Below are 26,058 nucleotides of genomic sequence, written 5' to 3'. Positions count from 1 at the left end.
AAGAACTCAGGAGCGGATGGTGGGGGACCCTCGAGGAGGAGGACGGATGATCGACAAGACGGTGGCGACGGCGGCGGAGGCGGTCGCCGACATCCCGGACGGCAGCACGCTCGCGGTCGGCGGGTTCGGGCTGTGCGGCATCCCGAGCGCGCTCATCCGGGCGCTGCTGTACGCCGGCACGACCGACCTCGAGGTGGTGAGCAACAACTGCGGCGTCGACGACTGGGGGCTCGGCCTGCTGCTGGCCGAGCACCGCATCCGCAAGATGATCAGCTCGTACGTCGGCGAGAACAAGGAGTTCGCCCGCCAGTTCCTCTCGGGCGAACTGGAGGTCGAGCTCACCCCGCAGGGCACCCTCGCCGAGAAGCTGCGCGCGGGCGGCGCGGGCATCCCCGCCTTCTTCACCCCGGCGGGCGTCGGCACGCAGATCGCGACCGGCGGCCTGCCGCGGCGCTACGCCCCGGACGGGTCGGTCGCCGTGGCCAGCGAGCCGAAGGAGGTGCGCACCTTCGACGGCGCCGAGTACGTGCTGGAGGAGTCGCTGCGCCCCGGGTTCGCGCTCGTGCACGCGGCGAAGGGCGACCGCCACGGCAACCTGGTGTTCCACGCGGCGGCGATGAACTTCAACCCGCTCGCCGCGATGGCAGGCCGCATCACTATCGCGGAGGTGGAGGAGCTGGTCGAGCCGGGCGAGCTCGACCCCGGACAGGTGCACTGCCCGGGCATCTTCGTGCAGCGGGTCGTGGCCGCGCCGGGGGTCGAGAAGCGGATCGAGCGGCGCACGGTCGCGGAAGGGAGCGCGCGATGAGCCTCACGCGCACGGAGCTCGCCGCCCGGGTGGCGCGCGAGCTGGAGAACGGCCAGTACGTGAACCTGGGGATCGGGATGCCGACCCTCATCCCGAACTACATCCCGGAGGGGGTCGAGGTCATCCTGCATTCCGAGAACGGCGTGCTCGGCGTCGGGCCGTACCCGACGGAGGCGGCGGTCGACCCCGACCTCATCAACGCGGGCAAGGAGACGGTGACCGTGAACCGCGGGGCCGCCTTCTTCGACTCGTCGCTGTCGTTCGGGATGGTGCGCGGCGGCCACGTCGACCTCGCCGTCCTGGGCGCGATGGAGGTCTCCGAGACCGGCGACCTGGCCAACTGGATGATCCCCGGAAAGATGGTGAAGGGCATGGGCGGCGCGATGGACCTCGTCTTCGGCGCCAAGCGGCTGATCGTGATGATGGAGCACGTCGACAAGGAGGGCCGCCCGAAGATTCTCCGCGAGTGCACCCTCCCGCTGACCGGCACGGGATGCGTCGACCGCATCATCACCGACCTCGCCGTCATCGACGTGACCGGCGACGGGCTGGTGCTGCGCGAGGTCGCCCCCGGGGTCACCGTGGACGAGGTGGTCGCGGCCACCGGCGCGCCGCTGCGCGTCGAGGTGGAGGAGGCGGCATGAGGGAGATCGAGCAGCGCGGCCTCTACTACGAGGAGTTCGAGCCGGAGACGCGCTACCTGCACCGGCCGGGACGGACGGTGACGGAGGCCGACAACGTCCTCTTCACCACGCTCACGATGAACACGCAGGCGCTGCACCTGGATGCGGCGTGGTCGGCTCGGCAGCCGTTCGGCGAGCGGCTGGTGAACTCCATGTTCACGCTCGCGACCATCGTCGGCGCCTCGGTCGCCCAGCTCACGCAGGGGACCATCGTCGCGAACCTCGGCTTCAGCGAGGTGTCGTTCCCGCATCCGCTGCACCACGGCGACACCCTCTACTCGGAGACGGTCGTGATCGGCAAACGCCTGTCCGCGTCCCGCCCGGGACAGGGCATCGTGACGCTGGAGCACACCGGCCGCAACCAGGACGGCGTCGTCGTGGCGACGGCCACCCGCCAGGTGATGGTGTGGTGCCGGGACGCCGTGCCGACCGGCTCGGTGGCGGGCGACGATCCCGAGGCGCTGGACCCGGGCGCGGGCGAGCCGGACGGGATGCTGTGACCTCGGCCGACGGACGCCGGCCGTTCCCCTGGGGCCCGGCGCTGCTGTTCTGCCCGGCGGACCGGCCGGAGCGCTACGCGAAGGCGCTCGACCGCGCCGACGCGGTCATCCTCGACCTGGAGGACGCCGTCGACCCGCAGGCGCGCCCGGCCGCCCGCGAGGCGCTCGTGGCCGCCGACCTCGACCCGGCGCGCGTGATCGTCCGCGTCAATCCGGCCGGCTCCGACGACCACGACGCCGACCTGTCGGCGCTCGCCGCCACCCTGTTCCGCGCGGTCATGCTTCCGAAGGCCGAGCGCGCGACCGACCTCGCGGGGCTCGCGGGATACGACGTGATCGCCCTCTGCGAGACCGCGGCCGGCGTGCTCGCCGCCCCGGAGCTCGCACGGGCGCCGGGGGCGATCGCCCTGATGTGGGGTGCGGAGGATCTGGTGGCGTCGCTCGGCGGCACGTCGAGCAGACACGCGGACGGCCGCTACCGCGACGTCGCCCGGCACGCCCGGTCGTCGGTGCTGCTCGCCGCCGGCGCCGCCGGGGTGGATGCGGTGGACACGGTGCACCTGGACATCGCCGACCTCGACGGTCTGGCCGCGGAGGCGGAGGATGCGGTGGCGGTCGGATTCGCGGCGACGGCCTGCATCCATCCCGGTCAGGTGGAGACGATCCGGGCCGCCTACCGGCCCGATCCGGCCGAGGTCGAGGCCGCCCGGGAGCTGCTCGACGCGGCGGAACGGGCGGGCGGCGGCGTCTTCCGTCACGCCGGCCGGATGGTCGACGGACCGGTGCTGGCGCACGCGCGCGCCGTGCTCCGCCGGTCGTGATGAAACTGTGACCTAGCTTTCCACAGGGGTTCACCCGTTTCGTCCTTCGCACGTCGGTGGCATGTCGTAACCTGCAAGTGTTCGATCGGAGATCGAAGGTTCTCGAATCGATTCGAGGGCCGCGATTCCGGGGGAGGGGAAGAGATGCCGCAGCTGCTTCCCCTGCGCCTGCTAGAGACCGTGGGTCTGCGCACCGTCGACCGCCCGGCGAACCCGCGCGAACTCGCGCGCGCGGGCTCCGCGACGCCGCCCACCGGCATCGTCGACATCGACCCGGCGATCGAGAGCACCGGCCCGCTGCCGATCATCGCCCCGCGCCGCATCGGCGAGAGCGACCTCGCGGTGTACCCGCTGTCGCTGGGCGCCAGCGTGTTCGGCTGGACGGCCGACGGCGACACGTCCCTCGCCATCCTCGACCGCTTCGCCCAGCTCGGTGGCGATTTCATCGACACGGCCGACAGCTACGTCGGCGGCCGCAGCGAGGTGCTCATCGGCACGTGGATGCGACAGCGCCGCAACCGCGATCACATGGTCGTCGCCACCAAGGTGGGCCGGCACCAGGAGAACCCCGGGCTCGGCTCCGTCAGCATCGTGCGCGCCGTCGAGGCGTCGCTGGAGCGGCTGCAGACCGACCACATCGACCTGCTGTACTTCCACGACGACGACCCCGAGACGCCGCTGGAGGACAGCCTCGCGACCGCGGAGTGGCTGATCGAGAGCGGCAAGGTGCGGTACCTCGCCGCGTCCAACTTCAGTGCGGACCGGCTGATCGAGGCGCGCATCCTGTCGTCCTCCGGGCTGCCGAAGTTCGTCGCCATCCAGAACCAGTACAACCTGATGCACCGCACCGAGTTCGAGAGCGCGCCCAGGATCGTCGCGGCCGCGCAGGGGCTCGGCGTCATGCCGTACTACGCGCTGGCGAACGGATTCCTGACCGGGAAGTACCGCACGAAGGCCGACCTGACGGCCGGAGCGCGCAGCGTCCGGGCGTCGGCGTACGTGAACCGCCGCGGGCAGCGCGTGCTCGCGGTGCTCGATCGCATCGCCGCAGAGCACGGCGCGGCGCCCGCGAGCATCGCGCTCGCGTGGCTGCTCGCCAAGCGGACGATCGTCGCTCCGGTCGCGAGCGCCAGCCGGCCGGACCAGGTCGACGCGCTCATGGTCGCCGCGGGCATCCGCCTGACGCGGTCGCAGATGCTCGACCTCGACCGCGTCTCCGAGTAGCCGCCTGGGTCGACCAGGGGCGGGTCAGACCTCGGCGAGGATGCGGTCGAGCGCGCGGTGCAGCGCCGCGCCGGCGGCGATCGGGTCGCCGACGTAGCCGCCGGCCAGGGCCCCGTCGCGCGCCAGGATGAGGTCGTCGGCCGCATCGCCCGGCCGCGGGTGGCCGATCTGGCGGAACAGCTCCTCGATGCGGTCGGCGTACCAGTCGCGGTGCGCCGTGACTGCGACGCGCACGGGATCCGTCTCGTCGGAGAACTGGGCGGCGGCGTTGATGAACGGGTCGCCGTGGAAGCCCGGCCGCACCGCCTCCTCGTTGATCGAGTCGACGAGGGCGCGGGCGATGTCGCGCGGGTCGCTGTGCTTCGCCTCCTGCTCTGCGAACCACTCGCGCACCTGCCGGTCGCGGCCCTCCACGTAGGCGATGATCAGGAGGTCCTTCGAGCGGTAGTGCTTGTAGAACGTCGCCTTGGTGACGCGCGCTCCCGCGATGATCCGGTCGACGCCGACGGTGTGGATGCCCTCCTGGTAGAAGAGCTGGTCCGCGGTCGCGAGGATCTTGACCTTCGACGGGGCGGGCGGCCGGATGGTCGCTCGGGCACTTACGGCCATCCGGCACGACTCCTTAGTTCGGGGGAGGCGGGCTGCCTCCGGCTTCGACTCCCACAGTATATGCGTAGACAGACCAGTTTGTCTGTCCTCGTATTCCCAGACACAGGGCGCCGTGCGGTCTGGCGTAGGGTGGAGGGGATGAACAGCGCAGTCGACCTTCCGCTCGGTGTGGCCGACCTCACCTTCGCCGCCTCCGGCGATGCGCTGGTCCGGCGCACGGTCCTCCCCAGCGGCGTGCGCATCCTGAGCGAGCAGGTGCCGGGTGCCCGGAGCGCCACCCTTGGCTACTGGGTCGCGGTGGGGTCGCGCGACGAGAGCGAGGCCGGAGCGGGTCTCCCCGGCACCCTCGGTTCGACGCACTTCCTCGAGCATCTGCTGTTCAAGGGCACGCGCGCGCGGACCGCCCTCGACATCGCGGTGTCCTTCGACTCGGTCGGCGGAGAGCACAACGCCATGACGGCCAAGGAGTACACCTGCTACTACGCCAAGGTGCAGGACCGCGACCTCGCGATGGCCGTCGAGGTGATCGGCGACATGCTCACGTCCTCGGTGATCGACCCGGCCGAGTTCGAGAACGAGCGCGGCGTCATCCTCGAAGAGCTGTCGATGGCGGAGGACGACCCGGGCGACGTGGCCAACGAACGGATGTTCCAGGCCGTCCTCGGCGCACATCCCCTCGGGCGTCCGATCGGCGGTCGGCCCGACACGATCCGTGCGGCGACCCGCGACGGCGTCTGGGAGCACTACCGCGCCAATTACCGGCCGCAGGACCTCGTGGTGACCGCCGCGGGCGCCGTCGACCACGACCTCCTCGTGGCGGGCGTGGAGAGCGCGCTCGTCGCCGCGGGGTGGGACCTCGACCTGGCCGCCGAGCCTGTGGACCGGCGGGCGACCGACCCGGCACCGATCGAGCGCGGCAGCGCGGTCGTCACGGTCGCGCGCCCCACCGAACAGGCGAACGTCTTCGTCGGGATGCCCGGCATCGTCGCCACCGATCCGCGTCGCACCACCATGAGCGTGCTGAACTCGGTGCTGGGCGGCGGGATGTCGAGCCGCCTGTTCCAAGAGGTGCGCGAGCGCCGCGGCCTCGCCTACTCGGTGTACTCGTTCTCCGGCTCGTACTCCGACGCCGGGGTGTTCGGCCTGTACGCCGGCTGTGCGCCGGCGAAGGCACGGCAGGTGACGGAGCTCATGCTCGACGAGCTGCGCCGCCTCGGCGCGGACGGCGTCACCGCCGACGAGCTGCGGCGCGCCGTCGGCCAGCTCTCCGGCGGCGCGGCGCTCGCGCTGGAGGACTCCGACACCCGCATGTCCCGGCTCGGCCGGGCCGAGATCTCCCTCGGCGAGTTCGCCGACCTCGATGAGAGCCTCCGTCGTCTGCACCTCGTCACCGCCGACGATGTGCGCGACCTCGCCGCCGAACTGGCGGGACGGCAGGTCTCCATCGCTGCGGTGGGGAGCGTGACCGACGACCTGTTCGCCGGACTCGCTCCCTGAGCCGCCTCCCTCCCGTTCCCCTCCGAAAGGTCCACCTCGTGCCCCATTACCTCTACCTCGTGCGCCACGGCGAGCAGCAGGATGCCGAGCACGGTCTCCCCGACGGCCCGCTCTCCCCGCGCGGCAAGCGGCAGGCGCAGCTCATCGCCGAGCGGCTGAGCGGCATCCCGTTCACCTCGATGTACCACTCGCCGCTCAACCGCGCGGCCGAGACGGCGGCGATCATGGCCGAACGCATGCCCGCGCTCGACCCGCAGCCGTCGAGCCTGCTGTTCGACTGCATCCCCTCGGGGCCGACGCCGGACATGCCGAAGGCGTTCGAGTCGTTCTTCGGCCCGGTGACCGAAGCGGAGATCGAGGCGGGACGCGCGCAGATGGAGGACGCGGTCCACGAGTTCCTGACTCCGGCGATGGGAGACCGGCACGACCTCCTGGTGACCCACAACTTCGTCATCGGCTGGTTCGTCCGCCACGTCTTCGACGCGCCTGCCTGGCGCTGGCTCGGGCTGAACCAGGCCAACTGCGGTCTCACGATCATCCGGGTGCGCTCGGCGAAGCCGCCGGTGCTGGTCGTGCACAACGACCTCGGGCACCTGCCCGTCGAGCTGCGCACCGGCCTCCCCGAGCTGCAGCCCGTCTAGCCCACCTCCCTCGCCGACAGCTCCTGAGTTCTTCGACCGCTCCGCCGCGATTCGCTCGAAGAACTCAGGAGCTGTCGGCTAGGGGAGGGGCGTGAGCGGCTTGCGGAACCAGTCGGTCGCGTTCGGGTTGTCGTTGTAGGGCTGGATGGGCTCGTAGCCGTGCGAACGGTAGAGGGCGCCGGCGGCCTCCAGGCTCGCGTTGGTGTCGAGCACCAGCTCGGTGGCGCCGAAGCCGCGGGCGCGGTGCTCGAGCTCGGCGAGGATGGCCCGCCCGAAACCGCCGCCGCGCCGCGCCGGCGGCACCCACAGATGCTTGATCTCGTAGCGCACGACCGGCGTCCCGTCCTCCGTCTCCGACAGCGGGACCGGCAGCTCGCGGATGCCGCCGCAGCCGGCCTCCAGCCCCTCGTCGTACGCCAGCAGGAATACGCCCTTCGGCGGCACGAACTGCCCGGGGTCCGGGAACGCCGTGCGATACGCGCCCTGGATCGTCGGGAAGGTCGCGGCGCGCTCGGCGAAGTAGTCGGACAGCATGCGGTGGGCGGTCGCGTCGGTGACGGCGACGTCTGCGAAAGACACCATCGACCCAGGGTAGTCCGGCGGGGCTCTCCGGAGGCGCAGGTAGGCTGTCCGGGTGAGCATTCGCGTGGCCGTCGCCGGGGCGACCGGAAAACTGGGAGGCGTCGCCGTGCGCCTGATCGAGCAGGCCGACGACCTGGAGCTGGTGGCCGCACTGGACTCGCGCTCGCCGCTGGAGGACATGCTCGGCGCGGACGTGCTCGTCGACATGACGCTGCCGCAGGTGAGCCCCGGGATCGTCGCGTTCGCCGTCGACCACGGCCTCAACGTGCTGGTCGGCACCTCGGGTTGGTCGGCCGACCGCATCCTCGACCTGGAGCGCCGGGTGGCGCAGCAGGAGGGCCGAGGAGCGGTCGTCATCCCGAACTTCTCGCTCGGGTCGGCTCTCGGCACCGCCTTCGCGACGGTCGCGGCGCGCTTCTTCGACTCGATCGAGATCCTGGAGGCGCACGGCACTGGCAAGATCGACTCGCCGTCGGGCACGGCGGTCCGCACCGCCGAGCTTATCGGGGCCGCGCGGGCGGCGAAGGGTCCGGTCGAGGCGCCGCACTCCGACCAGCGCGCCCGCGGCCAGCAGGTCGCCAGCGTCCCCATCCACAGCCTCCGGATGCGCGGGGTCGTCGCGCAGCAGCAGGTGATCTTCGGCGGGGCGGGGGAGCAGCTCACGATCCGCCACGACACAGTCGGGTCGGAGGCGTACGAGGCCGGCATCCTGCTCGCCGTGCGTGCCGCCGCGTCCGCGACCGGGGTGACCGTCGGTCTCGACAAGCTGATCGACCTCGGGATCGCCGAGCCGAGCGGCGAGCCGCCGCGCCCGACCGTGCGCGACGCCGGTGACGACGGCACCGACCCGACGCGATGAGGAACCGTCTCGCCGCCATCCTGATGGCGGTCCTCCTGCTCGTCTACCTCGTGCTCGTCACGCAGCGTGCGGTCATGCTGATCGCGACCGGCGAAGGTATCGCGATCGCCATGGGCGTCGCGCTGCTGGTGCTGCCGTTCATCGCCGCCTGGGCCATCGGCCGGGAACTGCTGTTCGGCGCGCGCACCGAGCGTCTCGTCCGGCAGCTGGAGGCCGAGGGCAACCTGCCGGTGGAGGACCTGCCGACGCGCGCCAGCGGCCGGCCGTTCCGGGAGGCGGCGGACGAGCAGTTCCCGCAGTACCGGGCCGAAGTCGAGGCCTCCCCGGAGAGCTGGCGCGCCTGGTTCCGGCTGGGGCTCGCGTACGACGCCTCGGGCGACCGACGCCGGGCACGGGAGGCGCTGCGCCAGGCCATCCGCCTGGAGCGCGCGGAGACGAAGGGCGCCCGCCCGGCGAACTGACGCCGTCGGGCCGCTGCGCCCGGCTCAGGCGGCGCGCACCTCCACGAGGCGGTCCATCGCATCCTGCACCGTCGGGTCGCGGAACACGAACCCGTCGTCGAGGAGCTTCCGCGGCACCACCCGCTGGTCGGCGAGCAGCAGCTCCTGCGCGGCGTCCTGCAGGGCCAGCCGCAGCGCGAACGCAGGGACGGGGAACCCGTACGGCCGGCGGACCGCCTGCGCCAGGGCCTTCACGACCTCGCCCGTGGTGGCCGGGGTGGGCCCGGCGATGTTCACCGGGCCCTCCAACCCGGAGCCGAGCAGGTGGACGAGCGCAGCCGCCTCGTCGTGCAGGCTCACCCACGGCCAGTGCTGCCGTCCCGACCCGAGCGGTCCGCCCAGGCCCGCCTTGGCGATCGGGAGCAGCGGCTTCAGTGCGCCTCCGCGGCCGATCACCACGCCGGTGCGCGCGAGGGCCACTCGCGTCGCCTCCGGGGCGAGCCGCGCCGCGGCCTCCCACGCGTCGACCACGTCGGCGAGGAAGCCGTCGCCCTTGGCCGACGCTTCCGTCAGCTCCTCGCCGGGCCGGTCGCCGTAGTAGCCCACGGCCGACCCGCTCACGAAGACCGCCGGCGGCTCGTCGGCCCGGCGCATCCCGTCGGTCAGGGTGGCGGTGGCCTGCAGCCGCGACGACAGGATGCGGCGCTTGGTCGCACGCGTCCACGGCAGCCGCTGCAGCGATGACCCGGAGAGGTTCACGACCCCGTCGGCCCACTCGAACAGGGCGATGTCGACGGAGCGCTCCGCCGGATCCCAGAGGAACTCGTCGGGCGCCGACGGTTCGCGCCGCACCAGCCGCCGCACCTCGTGGCCCGCAGCGGCGAGCTGGGCGCGGAGCTCCCCACCGATCATGCCGGACGAGCCGGCGAGCAGCACCCGCATCAGTGGTCCGCGCCCCTCAGCCGAGGACGGCCTCGAGCGTGATCGGGATGCCGACCAGCGCTCGCGACACCGGGCACGTGCGCTTGGCCTCCTCGGCCAGGCGCTCGAAGTCCTCCTCGGACAGCCCGGGCACGGTCGCCGTCACGCGGAGGTGGCTGCCGGTGATGCCCTGCGCCGGGTCGAAGGTGACCGCAGCGGTCGTGCGGATGGTCTCCGGGGCGGTGCCGAACTGCGCGAGCGTGTTCGAGAACGCCATCGAGAAGCAGGCCGCGTGTGCGGCGCCGAGCAGCTCCTCCGGGGTCGTGACCTCGGCGCCGCCTTCGGAGCGCGCCTTCCAGTTCACCGACAGCTCCGCCGCCTTCGACGAGTCGAGCGTGACGGTGCCCGCTCCGCTCTTCAGATCGCCGTTCCAGACGGTGGTGGATTCGCTGGTGACTGCCATGGGACCTCCTCGCCGAGCGCCCGTCGCCGTGTGCGGCGGGCCCGACCAACACTACTGAGGGCCGCCGACGCCGTCATCCGTCCTGGGCGGATTCCCGGCTCGGGCGGCTCGCTCAGGCCGCGGGCCGGCGGATCAGGCGGGCGCGGACGAGCAGGAGGTACAGCTGGCAGCCGAGGCAGTATCCGAACACCGAGTTCAGGAACGCCGCGACGAATGACAGCGCCGCGGCGATCGGCAGCGCGAGCGGCACGCCCAGCACGAAGAGCACGAGTCCGACGCCGGTGACGAACAGGCCGACCCCCTGCGCGAACGTCGGGGGCGCCGGGTCCTCCAGCTCGGCCGGGGGAGCGAGGCGCGGCCGGAGGAGGGAGCGGTACAAGGCGCCGTACGGGTGCCGGCGGATGCCCGCGAACGCGCCCCAGGCGAACAGCAGCGCGATCACGAGCAGCAGCACGGTCGCTGCGGTCGTGGCCCCCACCAGCGAGAGGAAGAGGTCGATGAGGAGGAGGACCGCCGTGATGCCGGCGCCGAAGCGCGGCGACCGCGGGTCGATGCCCGCGGCGGCGGGACGGGCGGACGTGGTGGAGTCAGGCTGAGACATGATCGCTCCCGAGGATGCGGTGGAGGGTGGTCCGGACGTCGTCGGATCGTGCCGCGCCGCCGATGCGGGCGCGGACGGCGCCGGAGCCGTCCAGCACGAGGGTCGTCGGCGTCTGGAGGATGTGGAAGCGGTCGGCGAGCTCCGGGCGGTGCGTGAGGTCGACCTCCACGTGCCGCACCCCGTCGAGGTCGTCCGCCACCCCGTCGAGCACCCGCGCCGTCGAGCGGCAGGGTGCGCAGAACGCGGTCGAGAACTGCAGCAGCGTGGCCCGGCCGCCGAACGGCTCGACCCCGACCTCGGCCGCCTGGACGACCTCCGTGCGGCGCACCTCCCGCGCCCGGCCGGTCGTCGCGCGCCAGATCAGACCGGCCGCCGTGGCGACGGCGACGAGTCCTACGAGCACCCCGACTGCCGCTAATCCGTTCACAGGATGGGACGCTAGCCCCGAGTTGTCCACAGCGCACCGAATGTGTCGTCGCGTGACGGCGACCCGATAGCCTTGTGCCATGGCTGCTTCCACGAACCCGTTCGGCCAGGTGCTCGTCGCCCTGGTCACCCCGTTCACCGCCGATGGCGAAGTGGACTGGGCGGGCGTCGAGAAGCACATCGACGACGTCATCCAGGCGGGCGCCGACGGCATCGTCGTCACCGGCACCACCGGCGAGACGTCGACGCTGACCGACGCGGAGAAGCTGCGGCTGGTCGAGGTCGGCAAGTCGGTGGCGGCCGGCCGGGCCAAGATCATCACCGGCGGCGGGTCGAACGAGACGGCGCACGCCATCCAGCTCTACCAGCAGAGCGAGAAGGCCGGCGCCGACGGCGTCATGGTCGTCACGCCGTACTACAACAAGCCGACCCAGGCCGGCATCCTGACGCACTTCCGCATGATCGCCGACTCCACCGATCTGCCGGTGATCCTGTACGACATCCCGGGCCGCACCGGCGTCCCGATCAAGTACGAGACCATCCTGCGCATCGCCAAGCACCCCAATGTCCTCGCCATCAAGGACGCCAAGGGCGACTTCAGCGAGGTGAGCCGGGTACTCAACCAGACCGACCTGCTCTACTTCTCCGGCGACGACGCCAACGTGCTCCCGCACCTCTCGATCGGGGCGAGCGGGCTGATCGGCGTCACGGCGAACATCGCCCCGACGCCCTACCGGCAGATCGTCGACGCGGTCAACGCGGGCGATCTCGCCACCGCGACGGCGGCGCACATGAAGCTGGAGCCGCTGGTGCGCGCGGTGATGACCCACGTGCCCGGCACGGTCGCCGCCAAGTACATCCTTCACGGCCTCGGCCGCATCTCCAGCCCGCGCGTGCGCCTGCCGCTCGTCGGTCCGGAGGAGTGGGAGGCCGCCCAGATCGAGGACGAGCTCGACCTGGTCAAGAACATCCCCGGCGTCGACTTCTCGAACTTCCGCCCCGACCGCAATGCGGCCGCGGGCGGTGCGCTCCCGAAGATCGCCGGGACCACACGCTGACGGCCGCAGAGGCGGCCGACGACATCGCGGGCGCGTGACGCCCCGCACACGGAAAGACAGAACGAGGAGGGCATATGCCCAACGACATCGTCGAGCCACCCGCGCTCGCACCAGGAACACTCCGCATCATCCCCACCGGCGGTCTCGGGGAGATCGGCCGCAACATGACCGTCTTCGAGTACGAGGGCAAGCTCCTCATCGTCGACTGCGGCGTGCTCTTCCCCGAGCAGGACCAGCCGGGAGTCGACCTGATCCTGCCCGACTTCGCCCCGGTCCGCGACCGGCTCGACGACGTGGTGGGCGTCGTGCTCACGCACGGGCACGAGGACCACATCGGAGCCGTCCCCTACCTGCTCAAGCTGCGCAAGGACATCCCGCTCATCGGCTCGGGGCTGACCCTTGCGCTGGTCGAGGCGAAGCTCAAGGAGCACCGCATCCAGCCCTACTCGCTGACGGTGAAGGAGGGGCAGGTCGAGCAGCTCGGACCGTTCTCGCTCGAGTTCGTCGCGGTCAACCACTCCATCCCGGATGCGCTGGCCGTCGCGATCACGACCCCGGCGGGCGTCGTCCTGCACACGGGCGACTTCAAGATGGACCAGCTGCCGCTCGACGACCGGATCACCGACCTGCGCGCGTTCGCGCGGCTCGGCGAGAAGGGCGTCGACCTGTTCCTCGCCGACTCGACGAACGCCGACGTCCCCGGTTTCACGCCACTGGAGCGGTCGATCGGGCCCGTGCTCGACGCCGTGATCGCCCGAGCGCCCCGGCGCGTCATCGTCGCGAGCTTCTCCAGCCACGTCCACCGCGTCCAGCAGGTGCTCGACGCCGCAGCCGCCAACGGCCGTCGGGTCGCCCTGCTCGGCCGCTCGATGGTCCGCAATATGACCATCGCCGCCGAGCTCGGCTACCTCAAGGTGCCCGAGGGCGTGCTCATCGACTACAAGAAGGCCGCCGACCTCCCCGACGACGAGATCGTCTACATGTCGACCGGTTCGCAGGGCGAGCCGATGGCGGTCCTGGCGCGCATGGCCAACCTCGACCACCAGATCGAGGTCGGGCACGGCGACACCGTGATCCTCGCGTCCAGCCTCATCCCGGGCAACGAGAACGCGGTCTACCGGGTCATCGACGGGCTGACCAAGCTCGGCGCCAACGTCGTGCACAAGGGCAACGCGAAGGTGCACGTCTCGGGCCACGCGGCGGCGGGCGAGCTGCTCTACTGCTACAACATCCTGAAGCCGAAGAACGTCATGCCGGTGCACGGCGAGTACCGTCACCTCGTCGCCAACGCGCGGCTGGCGATGGACACCGGCGTGCCGGAGCGGAACACGATCCTCGCGGAGGACGGCTCGGTCGTCGACCTGCGCGACGGCGTCGCCCGGATCGTCGGCCAGCTCGACCTCGGCTTCGTCTACGTCGACGGCTCCAGCGTCGGCGAGATCACCGACGCCGACCTGAAGGACCGCCGCATCCTCGGCGAAGAGGGCTTCATCTCCATCATCGTGGTGGTCGAGGCGGCGACCGGCCGGATCGTCACCGGCCCGGAGGTGCACGCGCGCGGCTTCGCGGAGGACGACGCGGTGTTCGACGACGTCAAGCCGAAGATCGCCGCCGCGCTCGCGGAGGCGGCGCACAACGGCGTCCGCGACTCGCACGCTCTGTCGCAGGTGGTGCGCCGCACGGTCGGCCGCTGGGTCAACACCAGCTACCGCCGCCGGCCGATGATCGTTCCGCTGGTGATCGAGGCCTGACCCGGGTCTCCGGGGGATCGTAACCTGCCCGAAACATCGCGGCGGGTAGCGTTCCCCCATGAACGCGTTCCGCATCCGGCCCGCCACGGGTGAGGATGCGCGCGTGCTCTCCGACATGCTCGTCGAGGCGGCCAATTGGGATCCGGCGCGCGCCCGCTCCCGCGTCACCGTGCTGGAGGACCCGGCCGTGCGGCACTATGTCGCCGGCTGGCAGCGTCCTGGCGACTTCGGGTGCGTGGCCGAGGACGCGCGCGGAGTGGCGGTGGGCGCCTGCTGGGCCCGGCTCTTTCCGGCGAACGCCCCGGGGTACGGGTTCGTCGCGCCCGGCGTGCCCGAGCTGACGCTCGGCGTCTATCCGCAGTGGCGCGCGCAGGGGGCCGGGCGGGCACTCCTCCGGGAGATCGCCCGGGAGGCGGCGGCGCGGGGGTTCGCGCGGCTCAGCCTCAGCGTCCAGCGTGCGAACTTCGCCCAGCGACTCTACGTCAGCGAGGGCTATGTGACCGTCGCGACGTCGGGGACGGCCGACACGATGGTGCGTACCGTCCGCTGAATGCGGGGCTTCGTCCACATCCCGGCGGCGTTCCGGATTTTCCACAATCCAGGCGCGGTGACCGCCGGATCCCGGGGGTACGACGTACCGTTTACCTCATGGCCACGAGCACCAAGTCGAATTCCCGCGCCCGGAACTCCGGCCGCGGCGGGTCGACCGCGCGCAAGCCGGCATCGAAGACCGCCCAGCAGAAGACGGTCGCCTATCCGGCCGCCGACGCGGGGCCCAGTCCGCTGATCCGCGCCTGGATGGGGCTCGCCCATCTCACCGGTGCCGCCTTCCGCGCCCTCGGGCCCGAGAAGCTCAGCAAAGAGGAGCGGCGCGACGGCTTCCCGTTCTTCCTCGTGCTGCTCGCCGTCGCCGGGGCCGTCGTCGAGTGGTTCCTGATCAACGACCAGGTTGCGCGCATGCTCGACTCCTGGACCTTCGGGCTGCTCGTCGGCCGGGTGGCCTTCGCGCTCCCCATCGTCATGGTGCTGTTCGCGGCCTGGCTGTTCCGTCATCCCAGCTCCGTGCACGACAACACCCGGATCGGGATCGGTCTCGGGCTGCTCCTGCTGATGGTCGCCGGGCTGTGCCACCTGTTCAGCCCGCACCCGTCGCCCAGCGACGGCACGGCGGCTCTCGCCCAGGCGGGCGGCGTGCTCGGCTGGCTGATCGCGGCCCCGCTGTCGTTCGTCATCACCCCGTACGGCGCCGGTGCCGTCATCGTGCTGCTGCTCGTCCTCAGCCTGTTCATCATCACCAAGACGCCGCCCAACAAGCTCCCCGCCCGTATCCGCGAGCTCTACGCCTACCTGTTCGGCGCGCAGCTGCCGACCGAGGAGGAGCGCCAGGAGGCGAAGGAGGCGCGCACCAAGCAGGTCGAGCTCGATGGCGTCGACGATGAGCCGGAGCCCGAGGCGAACCTGCCCTGGTGGCGCCGCAACAAGTCCCAGCGCGAGGAGGATCCCGAGTTCGACGAGGCCGCGGACGGGCTCACCGAGGTCTTCGGCGGCGCCCAGCGCGGCAAGGGCGAGTTCGCCAGCCCGCTCGAGCCCGACCCGGCCAGCGACCACTACGGCACCGAGGTGCTGAGCGAGCTCGCGCACGCCGAAGACGCGCTGCAGCGATTCACGGGCGAACAGCCGCCGACCGCCGCGGCGCCGATGCCGGCACCGGGCGCGCCGGCGGTGCTGCCCGGCTTCCAGGCGGGAGCCGACGACTTCGACGAAGATGCCGCGGCGGCGCCCGCGCTTCCGCAGCCGGTGATGCCCTACCACCTCCCCTCGGCGTCGATGCTGTCGGCCGGGACGCCAGCGAAGGTCCGCTCCGGCGCCAACGACGAGATCGTCGCTGCCATCACCGAGGTGCTGACGCAGTTCGGCGTCGACGCGAAGGTGACCGGGTACTCCCGCGGCCCGACGGTGACGCAATACGAGATCGAGCTCGGCCCGGGGGTCAAGGTGGAGCGCGTCACGGCGCTCAGCAAGAACCTGTCGTACGCGGTCGCGAGCAACGAGGTCCGCATCCTGTCGCCGATCCCGGGGAAGAGCGCGATCGGCGTCGAGATCCCCAACACCGACCGGGAGATCGTGTCGCTCGGCGACGTGCTGCGGTCGCCCGCCGCCGCCAAGAGCACCCACCCGATGACGATCGGCGTCGGCAAGGACGTCGGCGGCGGCTACGTCGTCGCCAACCTCGCCAAGATGCCCCACCTCCTCGTCGCCGGCTCGACCGGCTCGGGCAAGTCGAGCTTCGTGAACTCGATGATCACCAGCCTGCTGATGCGGGCCAAGCCGTCCGAAGTGCGCATGGTGCTCATCGACCCGAAGCGCGTCGAGCTCACCATCTACGGCGGGGTGCCCCACCTGATCACGCCCATCATCACGAGCCCGAAGAAGGCCGCGGAGGCTTTGCAGTGGGTCGTGAAAGAGATGGACATGCGGTACGACGACCTGGCGAGTTTCGGGTTCCGGCACATCGACGACTTCAACCGCGCGGTGATCAACGACGAGATCGTGCTGCCGGCGGGCAGTGAGCGCAAGCTCAAGCCGTACCCGTACCTGCTCGTCGTCGTCGACGAGCTGGCCGACCTAATGATGGTCGCGCCGCGCGACGTGGAGGACTCCATCGTCCGCATCACTCAGCTCGCCCGCGCCTCCGGCATCCACCTGGTGCTGGCGACGCAGCGTCCGTCCGTCGACGTGGTGACCGGCCTGATCAAGGCGAACGTGCCGTCCCGCCTCGCGTTCGCGGTGACCAGCGTCACCGACTCCCGCGTCATCCTGGACCAGCCCGGCGCGGACAAGCTGATCGGTCAGGGCGACGGCCTGTTCCTGCCCATGGGCGCCTCGAAGGCGCTGCGGGTGCAGGGCGCCTGGGTGAACGAGGACGAGATCCAGAAGGTCGTCGACCACGTCACGCGGCAGGCCCGTCCCGAATACCGGCAGGATGTCACGGCGGGCGCCGAGAAGAAGCAGATCGACTCCGACATCGGGGACGACCTCGAGCTGCTGCTCGCCGCCGCGGAGCTGGTGGTGTCGTCGCAGTTCGGGTCCACCTCGATGCTGCAGCGCAAGCTGCGCGTCGGGTTCGCCAAGGCCGGCCGTCTGATGGACCTGCTGGAGTCGCGCGAGATCGTCGGCCCCTCGGAGGGCTCGAAGGCTCGTGATGTGCTCGTCACCGCGGAGCAGCTGCCCCAGGTGATCGCACGGCTCCGCGGCGAGGAGCCGCCCGCGGGCGCTGCGACGGCCGCTCCGGCGGGTGCGGCCGCTCAGCCGGCCATGCCCGACGGAAGTGCCGCGATGCCGGCCGCCGGCGCCGCGTCTGCCGCCGACGGCTACGGCGACACCGACCGCTACGGAGCCGACCCTGTCGCCGAGATGACCGCGGGCTATCCTGATGTCGAGGGCGACTCGGACGAGGACGCCTGGCAGCTGACCGGCAGGGAGTAGAGACCGCGATGTCGGTGTCCGACACGCCTCCGTCCGCCGCGTCGGGCGGGGGTCCAGCACGGGTGAGCAACTGGAATCTGCCCAACGCCATCACGGTGGTGCGCATCCTGCTCGCCCCCCTGTTCGTCTGGATGCTGCTCGCCGACGGCGGAGACGACGGCTGGCTGCGCTGGGCGGCCGCCGCCCTGTTCATCCTCGCCATCGCCACCGACGGGGTGGACGGCGCCCTGGCCAGACGCAAGGGGCTGGTCACCGACCTCGGCAAGCTGCTCGACCCCATCGCCGACAAGGTCCTCACGGGCGGTGCGCTCATCGCGCTGTCTATCCTCGGCGAGCTGCCCTGGTGGGTCACCATCGTGATCCTGGCGCGCGAGATCGGGATCACGTTGTACCGGTTCGTCGTCATCCGGCAGGGCGTCATCGCCGCCTCGCGCGGCGGGAAGATCAAGACCATCGTTCAGTCCGTCGCGATCTCTTTCGCGCTCGTGCCGCTCTGGACGATCTTCGGGAGCTGGATCGACTGGGTGAACACCATCCTGATGACCGCCGCCGTGATCCTCACGGTCTGGACCGGCATCGACTACCTCTGGCAGGCCTGGAAGGGGCGGAGGGCGAAGCGTGCCGCCGGCTGAGGCCGACGAGACGGCCGCTGTCATCCGCGCCCTGATCGACCGTGGTCTGACCATCGCCGTCGCCGAGTCGCTCACGGGTGGCCTGCTGACCGCCGAGCTCACCCGCGTCCCCGGGGCGTCCGCGACCGTGCTCGGGGGAGCGGTGGTATACGCGACCGAGTTGAAGCACACCCTGGTGGGCGTGGACGCAGCACTGCTCGCGGCGGAGGGCCCGGTCCATCCCGAGGTCGCGCGACAGCTCGCCAGCGGCGTCCGGGAGCGTCTGGCGGTCGGCGGGCGGCCGGCCGACCTCGGCGTCGCCACCACCGGGGTGGCAGGTCCGGACCCGCAGGGCGGCCGTCCGGTCGGCACGGTCTTCGTCGGGATCTCGTCCTCCGCGGCCACCCGGTCGGTCGCGCTGGAGCTCACCGGCGACCGCGATGCCATCCGGCGGGCGACGGTTGCGCAGGCGGTGCGCGCTCTCGCCGCGGAGCTGGAAATAACAGCCGTGTGAGATTCCCGGATGTCCGCGGGAATACGGGATGTTTCGGTCTCGTTACACCTGCTGCATTCACAAGAAAAGCCCAGTGCTCGTCGATATCGTGGAGCCATTGGATGCGATACATTCGTATCCCATCGATACGTCGGCAGGGTAAGAGAGGGAGGCTCCGAATGATTCTTGTACGTCAGGAAATCGGCGACGTGCTCAGGGACTTCCGCCTGCAAAAGGGTCGTACGCTCCGCCAGGTGGCGAGCAAGGCCAGTGTCGCGCTCGGGTACCTCAGCGAGGTCGAGCGCGGGCAGAAGGAGGCGTCGAGCGAGATCCTCGCCTCCGTCGCCGACGCGCTGGAGACGCCGGTCTCGGTCATCATGCGCGAGGTCGGGGACCGCATCGCGGTGCTCGAAGGACTCGAGCCGGTCATTCCGGACACGATTCCGGACGAGTTCGTCCAGGCGATGGACTCCGATCTGGTCGCCCGCTGATCCACACGCTGTCGAGGACGCCCCGCCGCGCGCGGGGCGTCCTTCGTTTTCCCCGCGATGCCCCCACGAGAAGGGACCCATGAAGCTCAGCGAGTTCCAGCGCGCCGTATCGGACGAGTTCGGCGCCGGCTACGGCCAGGCCCTGATGACCGACCTCGTCCTCCCCGACCTCGGCAACCGCACGCCGAAGGAGGCGATCGCTGACGGCCTGCCGCCGCGGGACGTCTGGATCGCGCTGTGCAAGGAGACCGGCGTCCCGCCGTCGCACTGGTACGGCGCGGGAAAGCCCGCGCCCCAGCGCTGAGAAGTGCGACACGCCGGGTTCGCGTTCTCGAAGATATGTTCGGAACTGGCTAGAATTTCTTCACAGCGGCAGTCGAAAACCGGTTGTCCACAGATTGGCCGTCCTTCGCTTCGAGTGTCGGACGTCACTCCTAGAGTCGAACCGTAGCGAAGCCACGAAGGAGAACCGCACATGCCATCACCCGCAGACCGCGAGAAGGCCCTTGAGACCGCCCTTGCGCAGATCGACCGCCAGTTCGGCAAAGGCTCTGTCATGCGACTGGGCAGCGACGAGCGCGCCCCCGTCGAGGTCGTCCCGACCGGTTCCATCGCGCTCGACGTGGCGCTCGGGATCGGCGGCATCCCGCGTGGCCGCATCGTCGAGATCTACGGTCCGGAGTCGTCGGGTAAGACCACTCTGACCCTGCACGCCATCGCCAACGCCCAGCGCGCCGGCGGCATCGCTGCCTTCGTCGACGCGGAGCACGCACTCGACCCCGAGTACGCCCGCAAGCTCGGCGTCGATATCGACGCGCTGCTCGTGTCGCAGCCCGACACGGGTGAGCAGGCGCTCGAGATCGCCGACATGCTGGTGCGCTCCGGCTCCATCGACCTCATCGTCATCGACTCCGTCGCGGCGCTCGTCCCGCGTGCCGAGATCGAGGGCGAGATGGGTGACGCGCACGTCGGTCTGCAGGCCCGCCTCATGTCGCAGGCACTCCGCAAGCTGACCGGCGCGCTGAGCCAGACCAACACCACGATGATCTTCATCAACCAGCTGCGTGAGAAGGTCGGCGTCTTCTTCGGAAGCCCGGAGACCACCGCCGGTGGTAAGGCGCTCAAGTTCTACGCGTCGGTCCGTCTCGACATCCGTCGTATCGAGACCCTGAAGGACGGCACCGACGCGGTCGGCAACCGTACCCGCGTCAAGGTCGTCAAGAACAAGATGGCGCCGCCCTTCAAGCAGGCGGAGTTCGACATCCTGTACGGCGTCGGCATCTCGCGCGAAGGCAGCCTGCTCGACTTCGGCGTGGAGCACGCGATCGTCAAGAAGTCCGGTGCCTGGTACACGTACGAGGGCGACCAGCTCGGTCAGGGCAAGGAGAACTCGCGCAACTTCCTGATCGCCAACCCCGACATCGCGGCGGAGATCGAGCAGAAGATCAAGGTCAAGCTCGGTATCGTCGCCGACCCGAACGCGGTGGCCGAGGCGCCGTCGAACGTCGGATCGATCGAAGACAAGCTGCAGGCCCGTAAGGGCGCGTGAGCGTGCCCGTCGCCTCGCGGAGGAGTTCCTCGTGGTGGTGAGATTCCCGTCGTCGGACGACCGCGACCGAAACCGAGACCGCACGGACGACGCGTCGCGCGGGGCGGTGGAGGGGGAGCGGCTCGCTCCCGTGACACCGCTCCGGCGCGCGGCTTCCGGGGACGGGCAGGCGCGTGACGAGCATCCGTCCCGCCGGGCGGTCGCTCGCCCGGTCGTCGGGCTGAGCGACGGCGGCTGGAACAACACCTGGGGTTCCGAGCCGTCCGCGTCGAGGAACGCTCGATCGTCCGGCACAGGTCGCAGCGGCGGAGAAGGTGAGCTGCCCGGCGACGGAGGGTCGTCTTCGGTCGTCGATGAGCCGGACGACGAGACCGCTCGGCAGGCACGCAAAACCTCGGGGCTCGCCATCCGGCAGCTCGCGCGTCGCGGAATGTCGCGGTGGGAGCTGGAGCAGCTGCTGACCAAGCGCGAGATCGATCCCGAGGTGTTCGGGCCGGAGCTCGATCGCCTCGAGGCGCTCGGCGTGGTCGACGATGCGTCGCTCGCCGCGAGCCTCGCCTTCACTCAGCACAGCCGGAAGGGTCTCGGGCGCACGGCGATCGAGCAGGAGCTCAAGCGTCGTCATATCGACCCGGAACTGATCGAGATCGCGCTGGCCGACATCGGGGCGGACGATGAGCTCGAACGTGCCACCGAACTCGCCGTGAAGCGCATCGGACAGCTGTCGACCTACGACGACGAGACCGTGCGCCGACGGCTGCACGGGTTCCTCGCGCGCAAGGGATATGGCTCCGACATCATCCGGCAGGCGATGGATGCGGCCTTCGCCGGGCGCAGGTCCCGCGGTGGGTCGGGCGTCCGTTTCCAATAGCCTGCAGTCTCGGGCTGCGGTCCGAGGCTGTGGTCGCCTCGCTGCGTCATGACACGACCGTCTTCGTCGTCTCTCTGGGCAAAGGGACTTTGTGGGCGAGCGCTTCTGCCTCGCTCCGAGGGAGGGGATCGTCCATGGGCATCGGTGCAGTCATCGTGATCGTTGTCGGCGCGCTCGCGATGGCGGGAGGAACGGCGACGGTGATTCTTCGTGAACGCGCTATGGATCGAGCGAACTTCTCGGCGAGCACCCCGCAAGCGCTGCGGCACTTCTTCAACCCGTACGCCCACGACTGGACGATCCTGGCGGGGATCGCCACCTTCCTGATCGGAGTCGTGCTGATCGCGATCGCCCTGCCGTAGCGTCGCTCGCTCCATCCGGAGTCGAATCGTCGCGGCGCGGCAGAGAAACGTAGACTTGTCGCCATCATGAGCATCGTCGAGCAGCGCAGTGTCCTCGAGCAGCGCAGTGTGATCGAGCCGTCCGACGCGGCGGTCCGTCCAGACGGCCGCGCGCGCACGTACGAGGTGCGTACGTTCGGCTGCCAGATGAACGTCCACGACTCCGAGCGTTTGAGCGGTTCGCTTGAGGCGGCCGGCTACGTCCCCGCCGCCGGCGAAGAGGCCGACATCGTCGTGATCAACACCTGCGCGGTGCGCGAGAACGCCGACAACAAGCTCTACGGCAACCTCGGCCACCTCGCCGGCGTGAAGCGACGCCACGAGGGCATGCAGATCGCCGTCGGCGGCTGCCTCGCCCAGAAGGACAAGAACGTCATCCTCGAGAAGGCTCCGTGGGTCGACGTCGTGTTCGGCACGCACAACATGGGCTCGCTCCCGAGCTTGCTGGAGCGCGCCCGCCACAACGACGCCGCCGAGATCGAGATCCTCGAGGCGCTCGAGACGTTCCCGTCCACACTCCCCACCAAGCGCGACTCCTCGTACTCCGGCTGGGTCTCCATCTCGGTCGGCTGCAACAACACGTGCACGTTCTGCATCGTCCCGTCGCTGCGCGGCAAGGAGAAGGACCGCCGCCCGGGCGACATCCTCGCCGAGATCCAGGCACTCGTCGACGACGGCGCGATCGAGGTCACGCTGCTCGGCCAGAACGTCAACTCCTACGGCGTCGAGTTCGGCGACCGCCAGGCGTTCAGCAAGCTGCTCCGCGCGGCCGGCCAGATCCAGGGACTGGAGCGCATCCGCTTCACGAGCCCCCACCCGGCGGCCTTCACCGACGATGTCATCGACGCCATGGCGGAGACGCCGGCCGTCATGCCCCAGCTGCACATGCCGCTGCAGTCCGGTTCCGACCGCATCCTCCGCTCCATGCGGCGGTCCTACCGGTCGGAGAAGTTCCTCGGCATCCTCGACCGTGTGCGCGCCAAGCTGCCCGACGCGGCCATCAGCACTGACATCATCGTCGGCTTCCCCGGCGAAACCGAGGAGGACTTCCAGGAGACCCTCCGCGTCGTCGAGGCCGCACGCTTCGCGTCGGCGTTCACGTTCCAGTACTCGATCCGCCCCGGCACGCCCGCGGCCGCGATGGAGGACCAGGTCCCGAAGGAGGTCGTGCAGGATCGCTACGACCGCCTCATCGCACTGCAGGAGCGGATCTCCCTCGAAGAGAACGAGAAGCTGATCGGCCGTGAGGTCGAGCTCCTCGTCGCCAACGGCGAAGGCCGGAAGGACGCCGACACCCGCCGCCTGAGCGGACGCGCCCGGGACAGCCGCCTCGTCCACTTCGAGCTGCCCGCCGGCTCTGAGACTCCGCGGCCCGGCGACGTCGTCGCCGTCACCGTCACGCAGGCGGCCCCGCACCACCTCATCGCCGACGCCGTCGACGGAGCGCCGCTCCGCGTCCGCCGCACCACCGCGGGCGACGCCTGGGACCGCGCCGAGGCCGAGTCCTGCGCCGTCCCCGCCCACGGCACCGGCGCCTCCGCCGACGCCGGTGGCCGCGTCTCGCTCGGGCTTCCCACCCTCCGCACGCGCGAGCCGCTCACTTCTCCTGGCGTCGGGACCATGCCGATCTACGACCCGACGGACGGGCAGCGCTGAGCACCCCGGCCGCCCGCACCGCGCCAGCAGCGCCGCCGCTCGTCGCGATCGTCGGACCGACGGGCACCGGAAAGACCGACCTCTCCCTGGCCCTCGCCGACGTGTTGCGCGCCCGGGGAACCGCGGCCGAGGTCGTGAACGCCGACGCGATGCAGCTCTACCGCGGCATGGACATCGGCACGGCCAAGATCTCGCCCGACGAGTGGCGCGGCATCCCGCACCACCTCTTCGACGTGCTCGAGGTCACCGATGAGGCCACGGTCGCGCGCTACCAGCCGGAGGCCCGCGCGCAGATCGGCGACATCCTGGCCCGCGGAGCCGTCCCCATCCTGGTCGGCGGGTCGGGCCTGTACGTGTCCAGCGTGCTCTTCGACCTGCAGTTCCCGGGAACCGACCCGGAGCTGAGGGCACGCCTTGAAGCCGAACTCGCCGAGCACGGGCCCGGGATGCTCTTCCAGCGCCTCGCCGAACGTGACCCCGAGGCAGCCCGGCGGATCGGGTCCCGCAACGGCCGGCGCATCGTGCGCGCGCTCGAAGTGGCCGAACTCACGGGCACCTCGGTCAGCGGAACCCTCCCCGACGAGCCGCAGCCGTGGCACCGGCCGACCGCGATCATCGGGCTGTCCGCTCCCCGCGAGGAGCTCGTGCAGCGTCTCGACGCGCGAGTCGACCGCATGTGGGCCGCCGGTCTGCTCGCCGAGGTGTCCGCCCTCATTCCGCAGGGGATCGACCGCGGGGTGACCGCTCGCCGGGCGATCGGCTACGCGCAGGCGCTGGCCGAGCTGCGCGGCGAGCTCACCCAGGAGGAGGCGATCGCGCAGACGCAGCAGCTCACCCGCCGCTACGCCCGCCGCCAGGTCAGCTGGTTCAAGCGCTACCCCGGCATCCACTGGCTGGAGTACGACGCTGCCGACCTCGTCGAGCGTGCGCTGGCCGTCGTCGACGCCGCCTGAGCCCGGCGCAGGCAGCCGGCGCAGCGCACCCGCCGTGGGTGGCTAGGCTGGGACGCATGGCGACCATCCACTTCACCAAGGGTCAGGGCACCGGCAACGACTTCGTGCTCTACTCCGACCCCGAGGGCCGCCTGCCGCTGACCGCCGCTCAGATCGCCGGGATCTGCGACCGTCACTTCGGCGTCGGAGCAGACGGCGTCATCCGCGCGGTCCGCTCCGCCCACCTGCCGGAGGGCGAAGCCGCGCTGGCGGAGGACGACGGCGCCACCTGGTTCATGGACTATTACAACGCCGACGGCTCGCCCGCCGAGATGTGCGGCAACGGCATCCGCGTGTACGTCCGCTACCTGCTGGAGACCGGGCTCGCCGAGCTGCCCGAGGGCGGCACGCTCGCCATCGGCACCCGCTCCGGCGTGCGCGACGTGCAGCGCAGCACCACCGGCTTCCAGGTCGACCTCGGCCGCTGGGACCTCGACGGCGGCGAGCCGCTGGTGAGGGCGAAGGAGCTGCCGATCGCACGGCCGGGACTCGGCATCGACATGGGCAACCCGCACGTGGTCGTGGCGGTGGCCGACGAGTCGGAGCTCGATGCGGCGGACCTGTCGTACATCCCGCACATCGAGCCCGCGCCCGAGCACGGCGCGAACGTCGAGTTCGTCGTTCCGCACGAGCCGCTCGTGAAGGACGGCGTCGGCCGCATCCGGATGCGCGTGCACGAGCGGGGGAGCGGCGAGACGCTGTCTTGCGGGACGGGCGCCGCCGCTGCGGCGCTCGCCGTCCGCTACTGGGCGGGCGCGGCCGCTCCGAACCAGTGGCGGGTGGACGTCCCGGGCGGCACGGTCGGCGTGCGCATGTTCCCGACCGAGGACGGCGAGCACGTCGCCCTCTCCGGCCCCGCCGAGCTCGTCTTCACCGGCACGCTCGACCTCGCCTAGCCAGCCCCTCCATCGAGTCCGCGAAGACTGTACGCGACACGCCGGGAAGGCGTGAAGTCTTCGTGTACTCGACGGTGGGGGTTACGCGTGGGAGCGGGCGCGGAGGACGCGGTAGCCCTTGGCGGTGGCGGCGCGGGTCGTGGTGAGGTCGGGGAAAGTGGCCTGCATCCACCGGTGCAGCGAGTCGCTGCCGAGGTTGCGCTGCACGACCAGCCACGCGTCCGACCCGGGCTCCAGGCGCGGCAGCCACTGCTCCAGGATGTTGTGCAGCTCGTTCTTGCCCACCCGGATCGGCGGATTGGACCAGATCGTGGTGAACCGCACGTCGTCGGGAACATTCTCCGGCGTCACGGGGTTTACATTGATGAGACCGAGCTTCTGCGCGTTCCTGCGCACGATGTCCAGCGCTCGCGTGTTGACGTCGACGGCCCAGACCGTCGCATGAGGGGATTCAAGAGCAAGTGTGAGAGCCACCGGCCCCCAGCCGCAGCCCAGGTCGAGGAGCTGACCTCCGGGCGGAGCTGCGGGGACATGGTCCAGCAGCACCCGCGTACCCGCATCGACGCGCTCGGGGCTGAAGATCCCGTTGGCCGTCACCAGCTCGTAGGTCGTCCCGGCCAGGCGTACGGTGAACGGCCTCAGGTTCAGCTCGCTCTCGGGCGCCGGGGAAAAGTAGTGATCTCCGCTGGCCATAAGCAGACGGTACAGGACAGACAAGAACAAGACGA

General features: G+C 70.8%; 30 protein-coding genes. 23 read left to right on the top strand and 7 right to left on the bottom strand.

The window, feature by feature from the left end; genetic code table 11:
* Positions 1 to 46 precede the first annotated feature (46 nt).
* The 5 genes from HNO83_RS17115 to HNO83_RS17095 all read left to right on the top strand — a co-directional run bounded on the left by HNO83_RS17115 (position 47) and on the right by HNO83_RS17095 (position 4,036).
* Positions 47 to 808 (top strand): CoA transferase subunit A, encoded by a 762-nt coding sequence (locus HNO83_RS17115; RefSeq protein WP_175338743.1) that lies wholly within the window; start codon positions 47 to 49, stop codon positions 806 to 808.
* A complete protein-coding gene (locus tag HNO83_RS17110; RefSeq protein WP_175338742.1) occupies positions 805 to 1,452 on the top strand; it encodes a CoA transferase subunit B in 648 nt (215 codons plus the stop codon). The genes HNO83_RS17115 and HNO83_RS17110 overlap by 4 nt, the downstream gene beginning before the upstream one ends.
* Positions 1,449 to 1,991 (top strand): MaoC family dehydratase, encoded by a 543-nt coding sequence (locus HNO83_RS17105; protein ID WP_175338741.1) that lies wholly within the window; start codon positions 1,449 to 1,451, stop codon positions 1,989 to 1,991. The genes HNO83_RS17110 and HNO83_RS17105 overlap by 4 nt, the downstream gene beginning before the upstream one ends.
* Positions 1,988 to 2,812, top strand: coding sequence for an HpcH/HpaI aldolase/citrate lyase family protein (locus tag HNO83_RS17100; RefSeq protein WP_175338740.1), 825 nt, complete (start codon positions 1,988 to 1,990; stop codon positions 2,810 to 2,812). The genes HNO83_RS17105 and HNO83_RS17100 overlap by 4 nt, the downstream gene beginning before the upstream one ends.
* 144 nt (positions 2,813 to 2,956) lie before the next feature.
* Positions 2,957 to 4,036 carry an aldo/keto reductase gene (locus HNO83_RS17095; RefSeq protein WP_175338739.1) on the top strand — a complete coding sequence of 360 codons (1,080 nt, stop codon included), beginning with the start codon at positions 2,957 to 2,959 and terminating at the stop codon, positions 4,034 to 4,036.
* Positions 4,037 to 4,060: 24 nt separating this feature from the next.
* On the opposite strand, the gene HNO83_RS17090 is transcribed toward HNO83_RS17095, so the two are convergent.
* Entirely contained in the window at positions 4,061 to 4,645 is a 585-nt protein-coding gene (locus HNO83_RS17090) for a TetR/AcrR family transcriptional regulator (RefSeq protein WP_175338738.1), read from the bottom strand.
* A gap of 138 nt (positions 4,646 to 4,783) precedes the next feature.
* Between HNO83_RS17090 and HNO83_RS17085 the strand changes: the two genes are divergently transcribed.
* Both HNO83_RS17085 and HNO83_RS17080 read left to right on the top strand, forming a co-directional pair.
* The gene (locus HNO83_RS17085) at positions 4,784 to 6,142 is read left to right on the top strand and encodes a M16 family metallopeptidase (RefSeq protein ID WP_175338737.1); all 1,359 of its coding nucleotides are present in this window, start codon (positions 4,784 to 4,786) and stop codon (positions 6,140 to 6,142) included.
* Between the two features lie 38 nt (positions 6,143 to 6,180).
* Positions 6,181 to 6,783, top strand: a complete 603-nt coding sequence (locus HNO83_RS17080; protein ID WP_175338736.1) for a histidine phosphatase family protein — start codon at positions 6,181 to 6,183, stop codon at positions 6,781 to 6,783.
* A gap of 78 nt (positions 6,784 to 6,861) precedes the next feature.
* Here HNO83_RS17080 and HNO83_RS17075 read toward each other — a convergent pair whose 3' ends face one another.
* Positions 6,862 to 7,365: a GNAT family N-acetyltransferase gene (locus HNO83_RS17075; RefSeq protein WP_175338735.1), complete on the bottom strand. Its 504-nt coding sequence runs from the start codon at positions 7,363 to 7,365 to the stop codon at positions 6,862 to 6,864.
* A gap of 52 nt (positions 7,366 to 7,417) precedes the next feature.
* On the opposite strand from HNO83_RS17075, the gene dapB reads away from it, so the two are divergent.
* Both dapB and HNO83_RS17065 read left to right on the top strand, forming a co-directional pair.
* Positions 7,418 to 8,224: a 4-hydroxy-tetrahydrodipicolinate reductase gene (gene dapB / locus HNO83_RS17070; RefSeq protein WP_175338734.1), complete on the top strand. Its 807-nt coding sequence runs from the start codon at positions 7,418 to 7,420 to the stop codon at positions 8,222 to 8,224.
* Positions 8,221 to 8,685, top strand: coding sequence for a tetratricopeptide repeat protein (locus tag HNO83_RS17065; RefSeq protein ID WP_175338733.1), 465 nt, complete (start codon positions 8,221 to 8,223; stop codon positions 8,683 to 8,685). The genes dapB and HNO83_RS17065 overlap by 4 nt, the downstream gene beginning before the upstream one ends.
* A gap of 24 nt (positions 8,686 to 8,709) precedes the next feature.
* Here the strand turns inward: HNO83_RS17065 and HNO83_RS17060 are convergent, their stop codons facing one another.
* The 4 genes from HNO83_RS17060 to HNO83_RS17045 form a co-directional block, all read right to left on the bottom strand.
* On the bottom strand, positions 8,710 to 9,606 hold the full coding sequence (locus HNO83_RS17060) for a TIGR01777 family oxidoreductase (RefSeq protein ID WP_175338732.1): 897 nt from the start codon (positions 9,604 to 9,606) through the stop codon (positions 8,710 to 8,712).
* Positions 9,607 to 9,622: 16 nt separating this feature from the next.
* Complete coding sequence (locus HNO83_RS17055) at positions 9,623 to 10,048, bottom strand: OsmC family peroxiredoxin (RefSeq protein WP_175338731.1); 426 nt, start codon at positions 10,046 to 10,048, stop codon at positions 9,623 to 9,625.
* A 112-nt stretch (positions 10,049 to 10,160) separates the two neighbouring features.
* Positions 10,161 to 10,649, bottom strand: a complete 489-nt coding sequence (locus HNO83_RS17050) for a DUF4395 domain-containing protein (RefSeq protein ID WP_175338730.1) — start codon at positions 10,647 to 10,649, stop codon at positions 10,161 to 10,163.
* Positions 10,636 to 11,052, bottom strand: coding sequence for a TlpA family protein disulfide reductase (locus HNO83_RS17045; protein ID WP_349627272.1), 417 nt, complete (start codon positions 11,050 to 11,052; stop codon positions 10,636 to 10,638). Before HNO83_RS17045 ends, HNO83_RS17050 begins: the two co-directional genes overlap by 14 nt.
* Positions 11,053 to 11,155: 103 nt before the next feature.
* Between HNO83_RS17045 and dapA the strand changes: the two genes are divergently transcribed.
* From dapA to dapF, 14 genes are all read left to right on the top strand, one after another.
* Positions 11,156 to 12,133, top strand: a complete 978-nt coding sequence (gene dapA / locus HNO83_RS17040) for a 4-hydroxy-tetrahydrodipicolinate synthase (protein ID WP_175338728.1) — start codon at positions 11,156 to 11,158, stop codon at positions 12,131 to 12,133.
* Between the two features lie 74 nt (positions 12,134 to 12,207).
* Positions 12,208 to 13,884 (top strand): ribonuclease J, encoded by a 1,677-nt coding sequence (locus HNO83_RS17035; protein WP_175338727.1) that lies wholly within the window; start codon positions 12,208 to 12,210, stop codon positions 13,882 to 13,884.
* Between the two features lie 58 nt (positions 13,885 to 13,942).
* A complete protein-coding gene (locus HNO83_RS17030; protein ID WP_175338726.1) occupies positions 13,943 to 14,434 on the top strand; it encodes a GNAT family N-acetyltransferase in 492 nt (163 codons plus the stop codon).
* 98 nt (positions 14,435 to 14,532) lie between these two features.
* Positions 14,533 to 17,370: a DNA translocase FtsK gene (locus tag HNO83_RS17025; RefSeq protein WP_175338725.1), complete on the top strand. Its 2,838-nt coding sequence runs from the start codon at positions 14,533 to 14,535 to the stop codon at positions 17,368 to 17,370.
* Between the two features lie 8 nt (positions 17,371 to 17,378).
* Positions 17,379 to 18,002, top strand: a complete 624-nt coding sequence (gene pgsA, locus HNO83_RS17020) for a CDP-diacylglycerol--glycerol-3-phosphate 3-phosphatidyltransferase (protein ID WP_175338724.1) — start codon at positions 17,379 to 17,381, stop codon at positions 18,000 to 18,002.
* Positions 17,989 to 18,495 carry a CinA family protein gene (locus HNO83_RS17015; RefSeq protein ID WP_175338723.1) on the top strand — a complete coding sequence of 169 codons (507 nt, stop codon included), beginning with the start codon at positions 17,989 to 17,991 and terminating at the stop codon, positions 18,493 to 18,495. The genes pgsA and HNO83_RS17015 overlap by 14 nt, the downstream gene beginning before the upstream one ends.
* 158 nt (positions 18,496 to 18,653) lie before the next feature.
* Positions 18,654 to 18,965: a helix-turn-helix domain-containing protein gene (locus tag HNO83_RS17010; RefSeq protein ID WP_175338722.1), complete on the top strand. Its 312-nt coding sequence runs from the start codon at positions 18,654 to 18,656 to the stop codon at positions 18,963 to 18,965.
* Positions 18,966 to 19,044: 79 nt separating this feature from the next.
* On the top strand, positions 19,045 to 19,269 hold the full coding sequence (locus HNO83_RS17005) for a DUF3046 domain-containing protein (RefSeq protein WP_175338721.1): 225 nt from the start codon (positions 19,045 to 19,047) through the stop codon (positions 19,267 to 19,269).
* Positions 19,270 to 19,440: 171 nt separating this feature from the next.
* Entirely contained in the window at positions 19,441 to 20,514 is a 1,074-nt protein-coding gene (gene recA / locus HNO83_RS17000; RefSeq protein WP_175338720.1) for a recombinase RecA, read from the top strand.
* A gap of 31 nt (positions 20,515 to 20,545) precedes the next feature.
* Complete coding sequence (locus HNO83_RS20820) at positions 20,546 to 21,385, top strand: regulatory protein RecX (RefSeq protein ID WP_349627270.1); 840 nt, start codon at positions 20,546 to 20,548, stop codon at positions 21,383 to 21,385.
* A gap of 134 nt (positions 21,386 to 21,519) precedes the next feature.
* Positions 21,520 to 21,747, top strand: a complete 228-nt coding sequence (locus tag HNO83_RS16990; RefSeq protein WP_175338719.1) for a hypothetical protein — start codon at positions 21,520 to 21,522, stop codon at positions 21,745 to 21,747.
* 66 nt (positions 21,748 to 21,813) lie between these two features.
* Positions 21,814 to 23,442, top strand: coding sequence for a tRNA (N6-isopentenyl adenosine(37)-C2)-methylthiotransferase MiaB (gene miaB, locus HNO83_RS16985; RefSeq protein WP_175338718.1), 1,629 nt, complete (start codon positions 21,814 to 21,816; stop codon positions 23,440 to 23,442).
* On the top strand, positions 23,439 to 24,395 hold the full coding sequence (gene miaA, locus HNO83_RS16980; RefSeq protein WP_175338776.1) for a tRNA (adenosine(37)-N6)-dimethylallyltransferase MiaA: 957 nt from the start codon (positions 23,439 to 23,441) through the stop codon (positions 24,393 to 24,395). Before miaB ends, miaA begins: the two co-directional genes overlap by 4 nt.
* Before the next feature lie 56 nt (positions 24,396 to 24,451).
* Complete coding sequence (gene dapF, locus HNO83_RS16975; protein WP_175338717.1) at positions 24,452 to 25,330, top strand: diaminopimelate epimerase; 879 nt, start codon at positions 24,452 to 24,454, stop codon at positions 25,328 to 25,330.
* Between the two features lie 81 nt (positions 25,331 to 25,411).
* Here dapF and HNO83_RS16970 read toward each other — a convergent pair whose 3' ends face one another.
* Complete coding sequence (locus HNO83_RS16970; protein WP_175338716.1) at positions 25,412 to 26,023, bottom strand: class I SAM-dependent methyltransferase; 612 nt, start codon at positions 26,021 to 26,023, stop codon at positions 25,412 to 25,414.
* Positions 26,024 to 26,058: the final 35 nt, after the last annotated feature.

Source organism: Leifsonia sp. C5G2 (genome assembly GCF_013359685.1).
GTDB lineage: Bacteria > Actinomycetota > Actinomycetes > Actinomycetales > Microbacteriaceae > Leifsonia.
This window is presented reverse-complemented; position numbering and strand designations above follow the sequence as displayed.

Coding starts and splice junctions, on each gene's coding strand:
- HNO83_RS17115 (WP_175338743.1), top strand. CDS start 47: ATGATCGACAAGACGGTGGCGACGGCGGCGGAGGCGGTCGCCGACATC.
- HNO83_RS17110 (WP_175338742.1), top strand. CDS start 805: ATGAGCCTCACGCGCACGGAGCTCGCCGCCCGGGTGGCGCGCGAGCTG.
- HNO83_RS17105 (WP_175338741.1), top strand. CDS start 1,449: ATGAGGGAGATCGAGCAGCGCGGCCTCTACTACGAGGAGTTCGAGCCG.
- HNO83_RS17095 (WP_175338739.1), top strand. CDS start 2,957: ATGCCGCAGCTGCTTCCCCTGCGCCTGCTAGAGACCGTGGGTCTGCGC.
- HNO83_RS17090 (WP_175338738.1), bottom strand. CDS start 4,645: ATGGCCGTAAGTGCCCGAGCGACCATCCGGCCGCCCGCCCCGTCGAAG.
- HNO83_RS17085 (WP_175338737.1), top strand. CDS start 4,784: ATGAACAGCGCAGTCGACCTTCCGCTCGGTGTGGCCGACCTCACCTTC.
- HNO83_RS17075 (WP_175338735.1), bottom strand. CDS start 7,365: ATGGTGTCTTTCGCAGACGTCGCCGTCACCGACGCGACCGCCCACCGC.
- HNO83_RS17065 (WP_175338733.1), top strand. CDS start 8,221: ATGAGGAACCGTCTCGCCGCCATCCTGATGGCGGTCCTCCTGCTCGTC.
- HNO83_RS17060 (WP_175338732.1), bottom strand. CDS start 9,606: ATGCGGGTGCTGCTCGCCGGCTCGTCCGGCATGATCGGTGGGGAGCTC.
- HNO83_RS17055 (WP_175338731.1), bottom strand. CDS start 10,048: ATGGCAGTCACCAGCGAATCCACCACCGTCTGGAACGGCGATCTGAAG.
- HNO83_RS17050 (WP_175338730.1), bottom strand. CDS start 10,649: ATGTCTCAGCCTGACTCCACCACGTCCGCCCGTCCCGCCGCCGCGGGC.
- dapA (WP_175338728.1), top strand. CDS start 11,156: ATGGCTGCTTCCACGAACCCGTTCGGCCAGGTGCTCGTCGCCCTGGTC.
- HNO83_RS17035 (WP_175338727.1), top strand. CDS start 12,208: ATGCCCAACGACATCGTCGAGCCACCCGCGCTCGCACCAGGAACACTC.
- HNO83_RS17030 (WP_175338726.1), top strand. CDS start 13,943: ATGAACGCGTTCCGCATCCGGCCCGCCACGGGTGAGGATGCGCGCGTG.
- HNO83_RS17025 (WP_175338725.1), top strand. CDS start 14,533: ATGGCCACGAGCACCAAGTCGAATTCCCGCGCCCGGAACTCCGGCCGC.
- pgsA (WP_175338724.1), top strand. CDS start 17,379: ATGTCGGTGTCCGACACGCCTCCGTCCGCCGCGTCGGGCGGGGGTCCA.
- HNO83_RS17010 (WP_175338722.1), top strand. CDS start 18,654: ATGATTCTTGTACGTCAGGAAATCGGCGACGTGCTCAGGGACTTCCGC.
- HNO83_RS17005 (WP_175338721.1), top strand. CDS start 19,045: ATGAAGCTCAGCGAGTTCCAGCGCGCCGTATCGGACGAGTTCGGCGCC.
- recA (WP_175338720.1), top strand. CDS start 19,441: ATGCCATCACCCGCAGACCGCGAGAAGGCCCTTGAGACCGCCCTTGCG.
- HNO83_RS16990 (WP_175338719.1), top strand. CDS start 21,520: ATGGGCATCGGTGCAGTCATCGTGATCGTTGTCGGCGCGCTCGCGATG.
- miaB (WP_175338718.1), top strand. CDS start 21,814: ATGAGCATCGTCGAGCAGCGCAGTGTCCTCGAGCAGCGCAGTGTGATC.
- dapF (WP_175338717.1), top strand. CDS start 24,452: ATGGCGACCATCCACTTCACCAAGGGTCAGGGCACCGGCAACGACTTC.
- HNO83_RS16970 (WP_175338716.1), bottom strand. CDS start 26,023: ATGGCCAGCGGAGATCACTACTTTTCCCCGGCGCCCGAGAGCGAGCTG.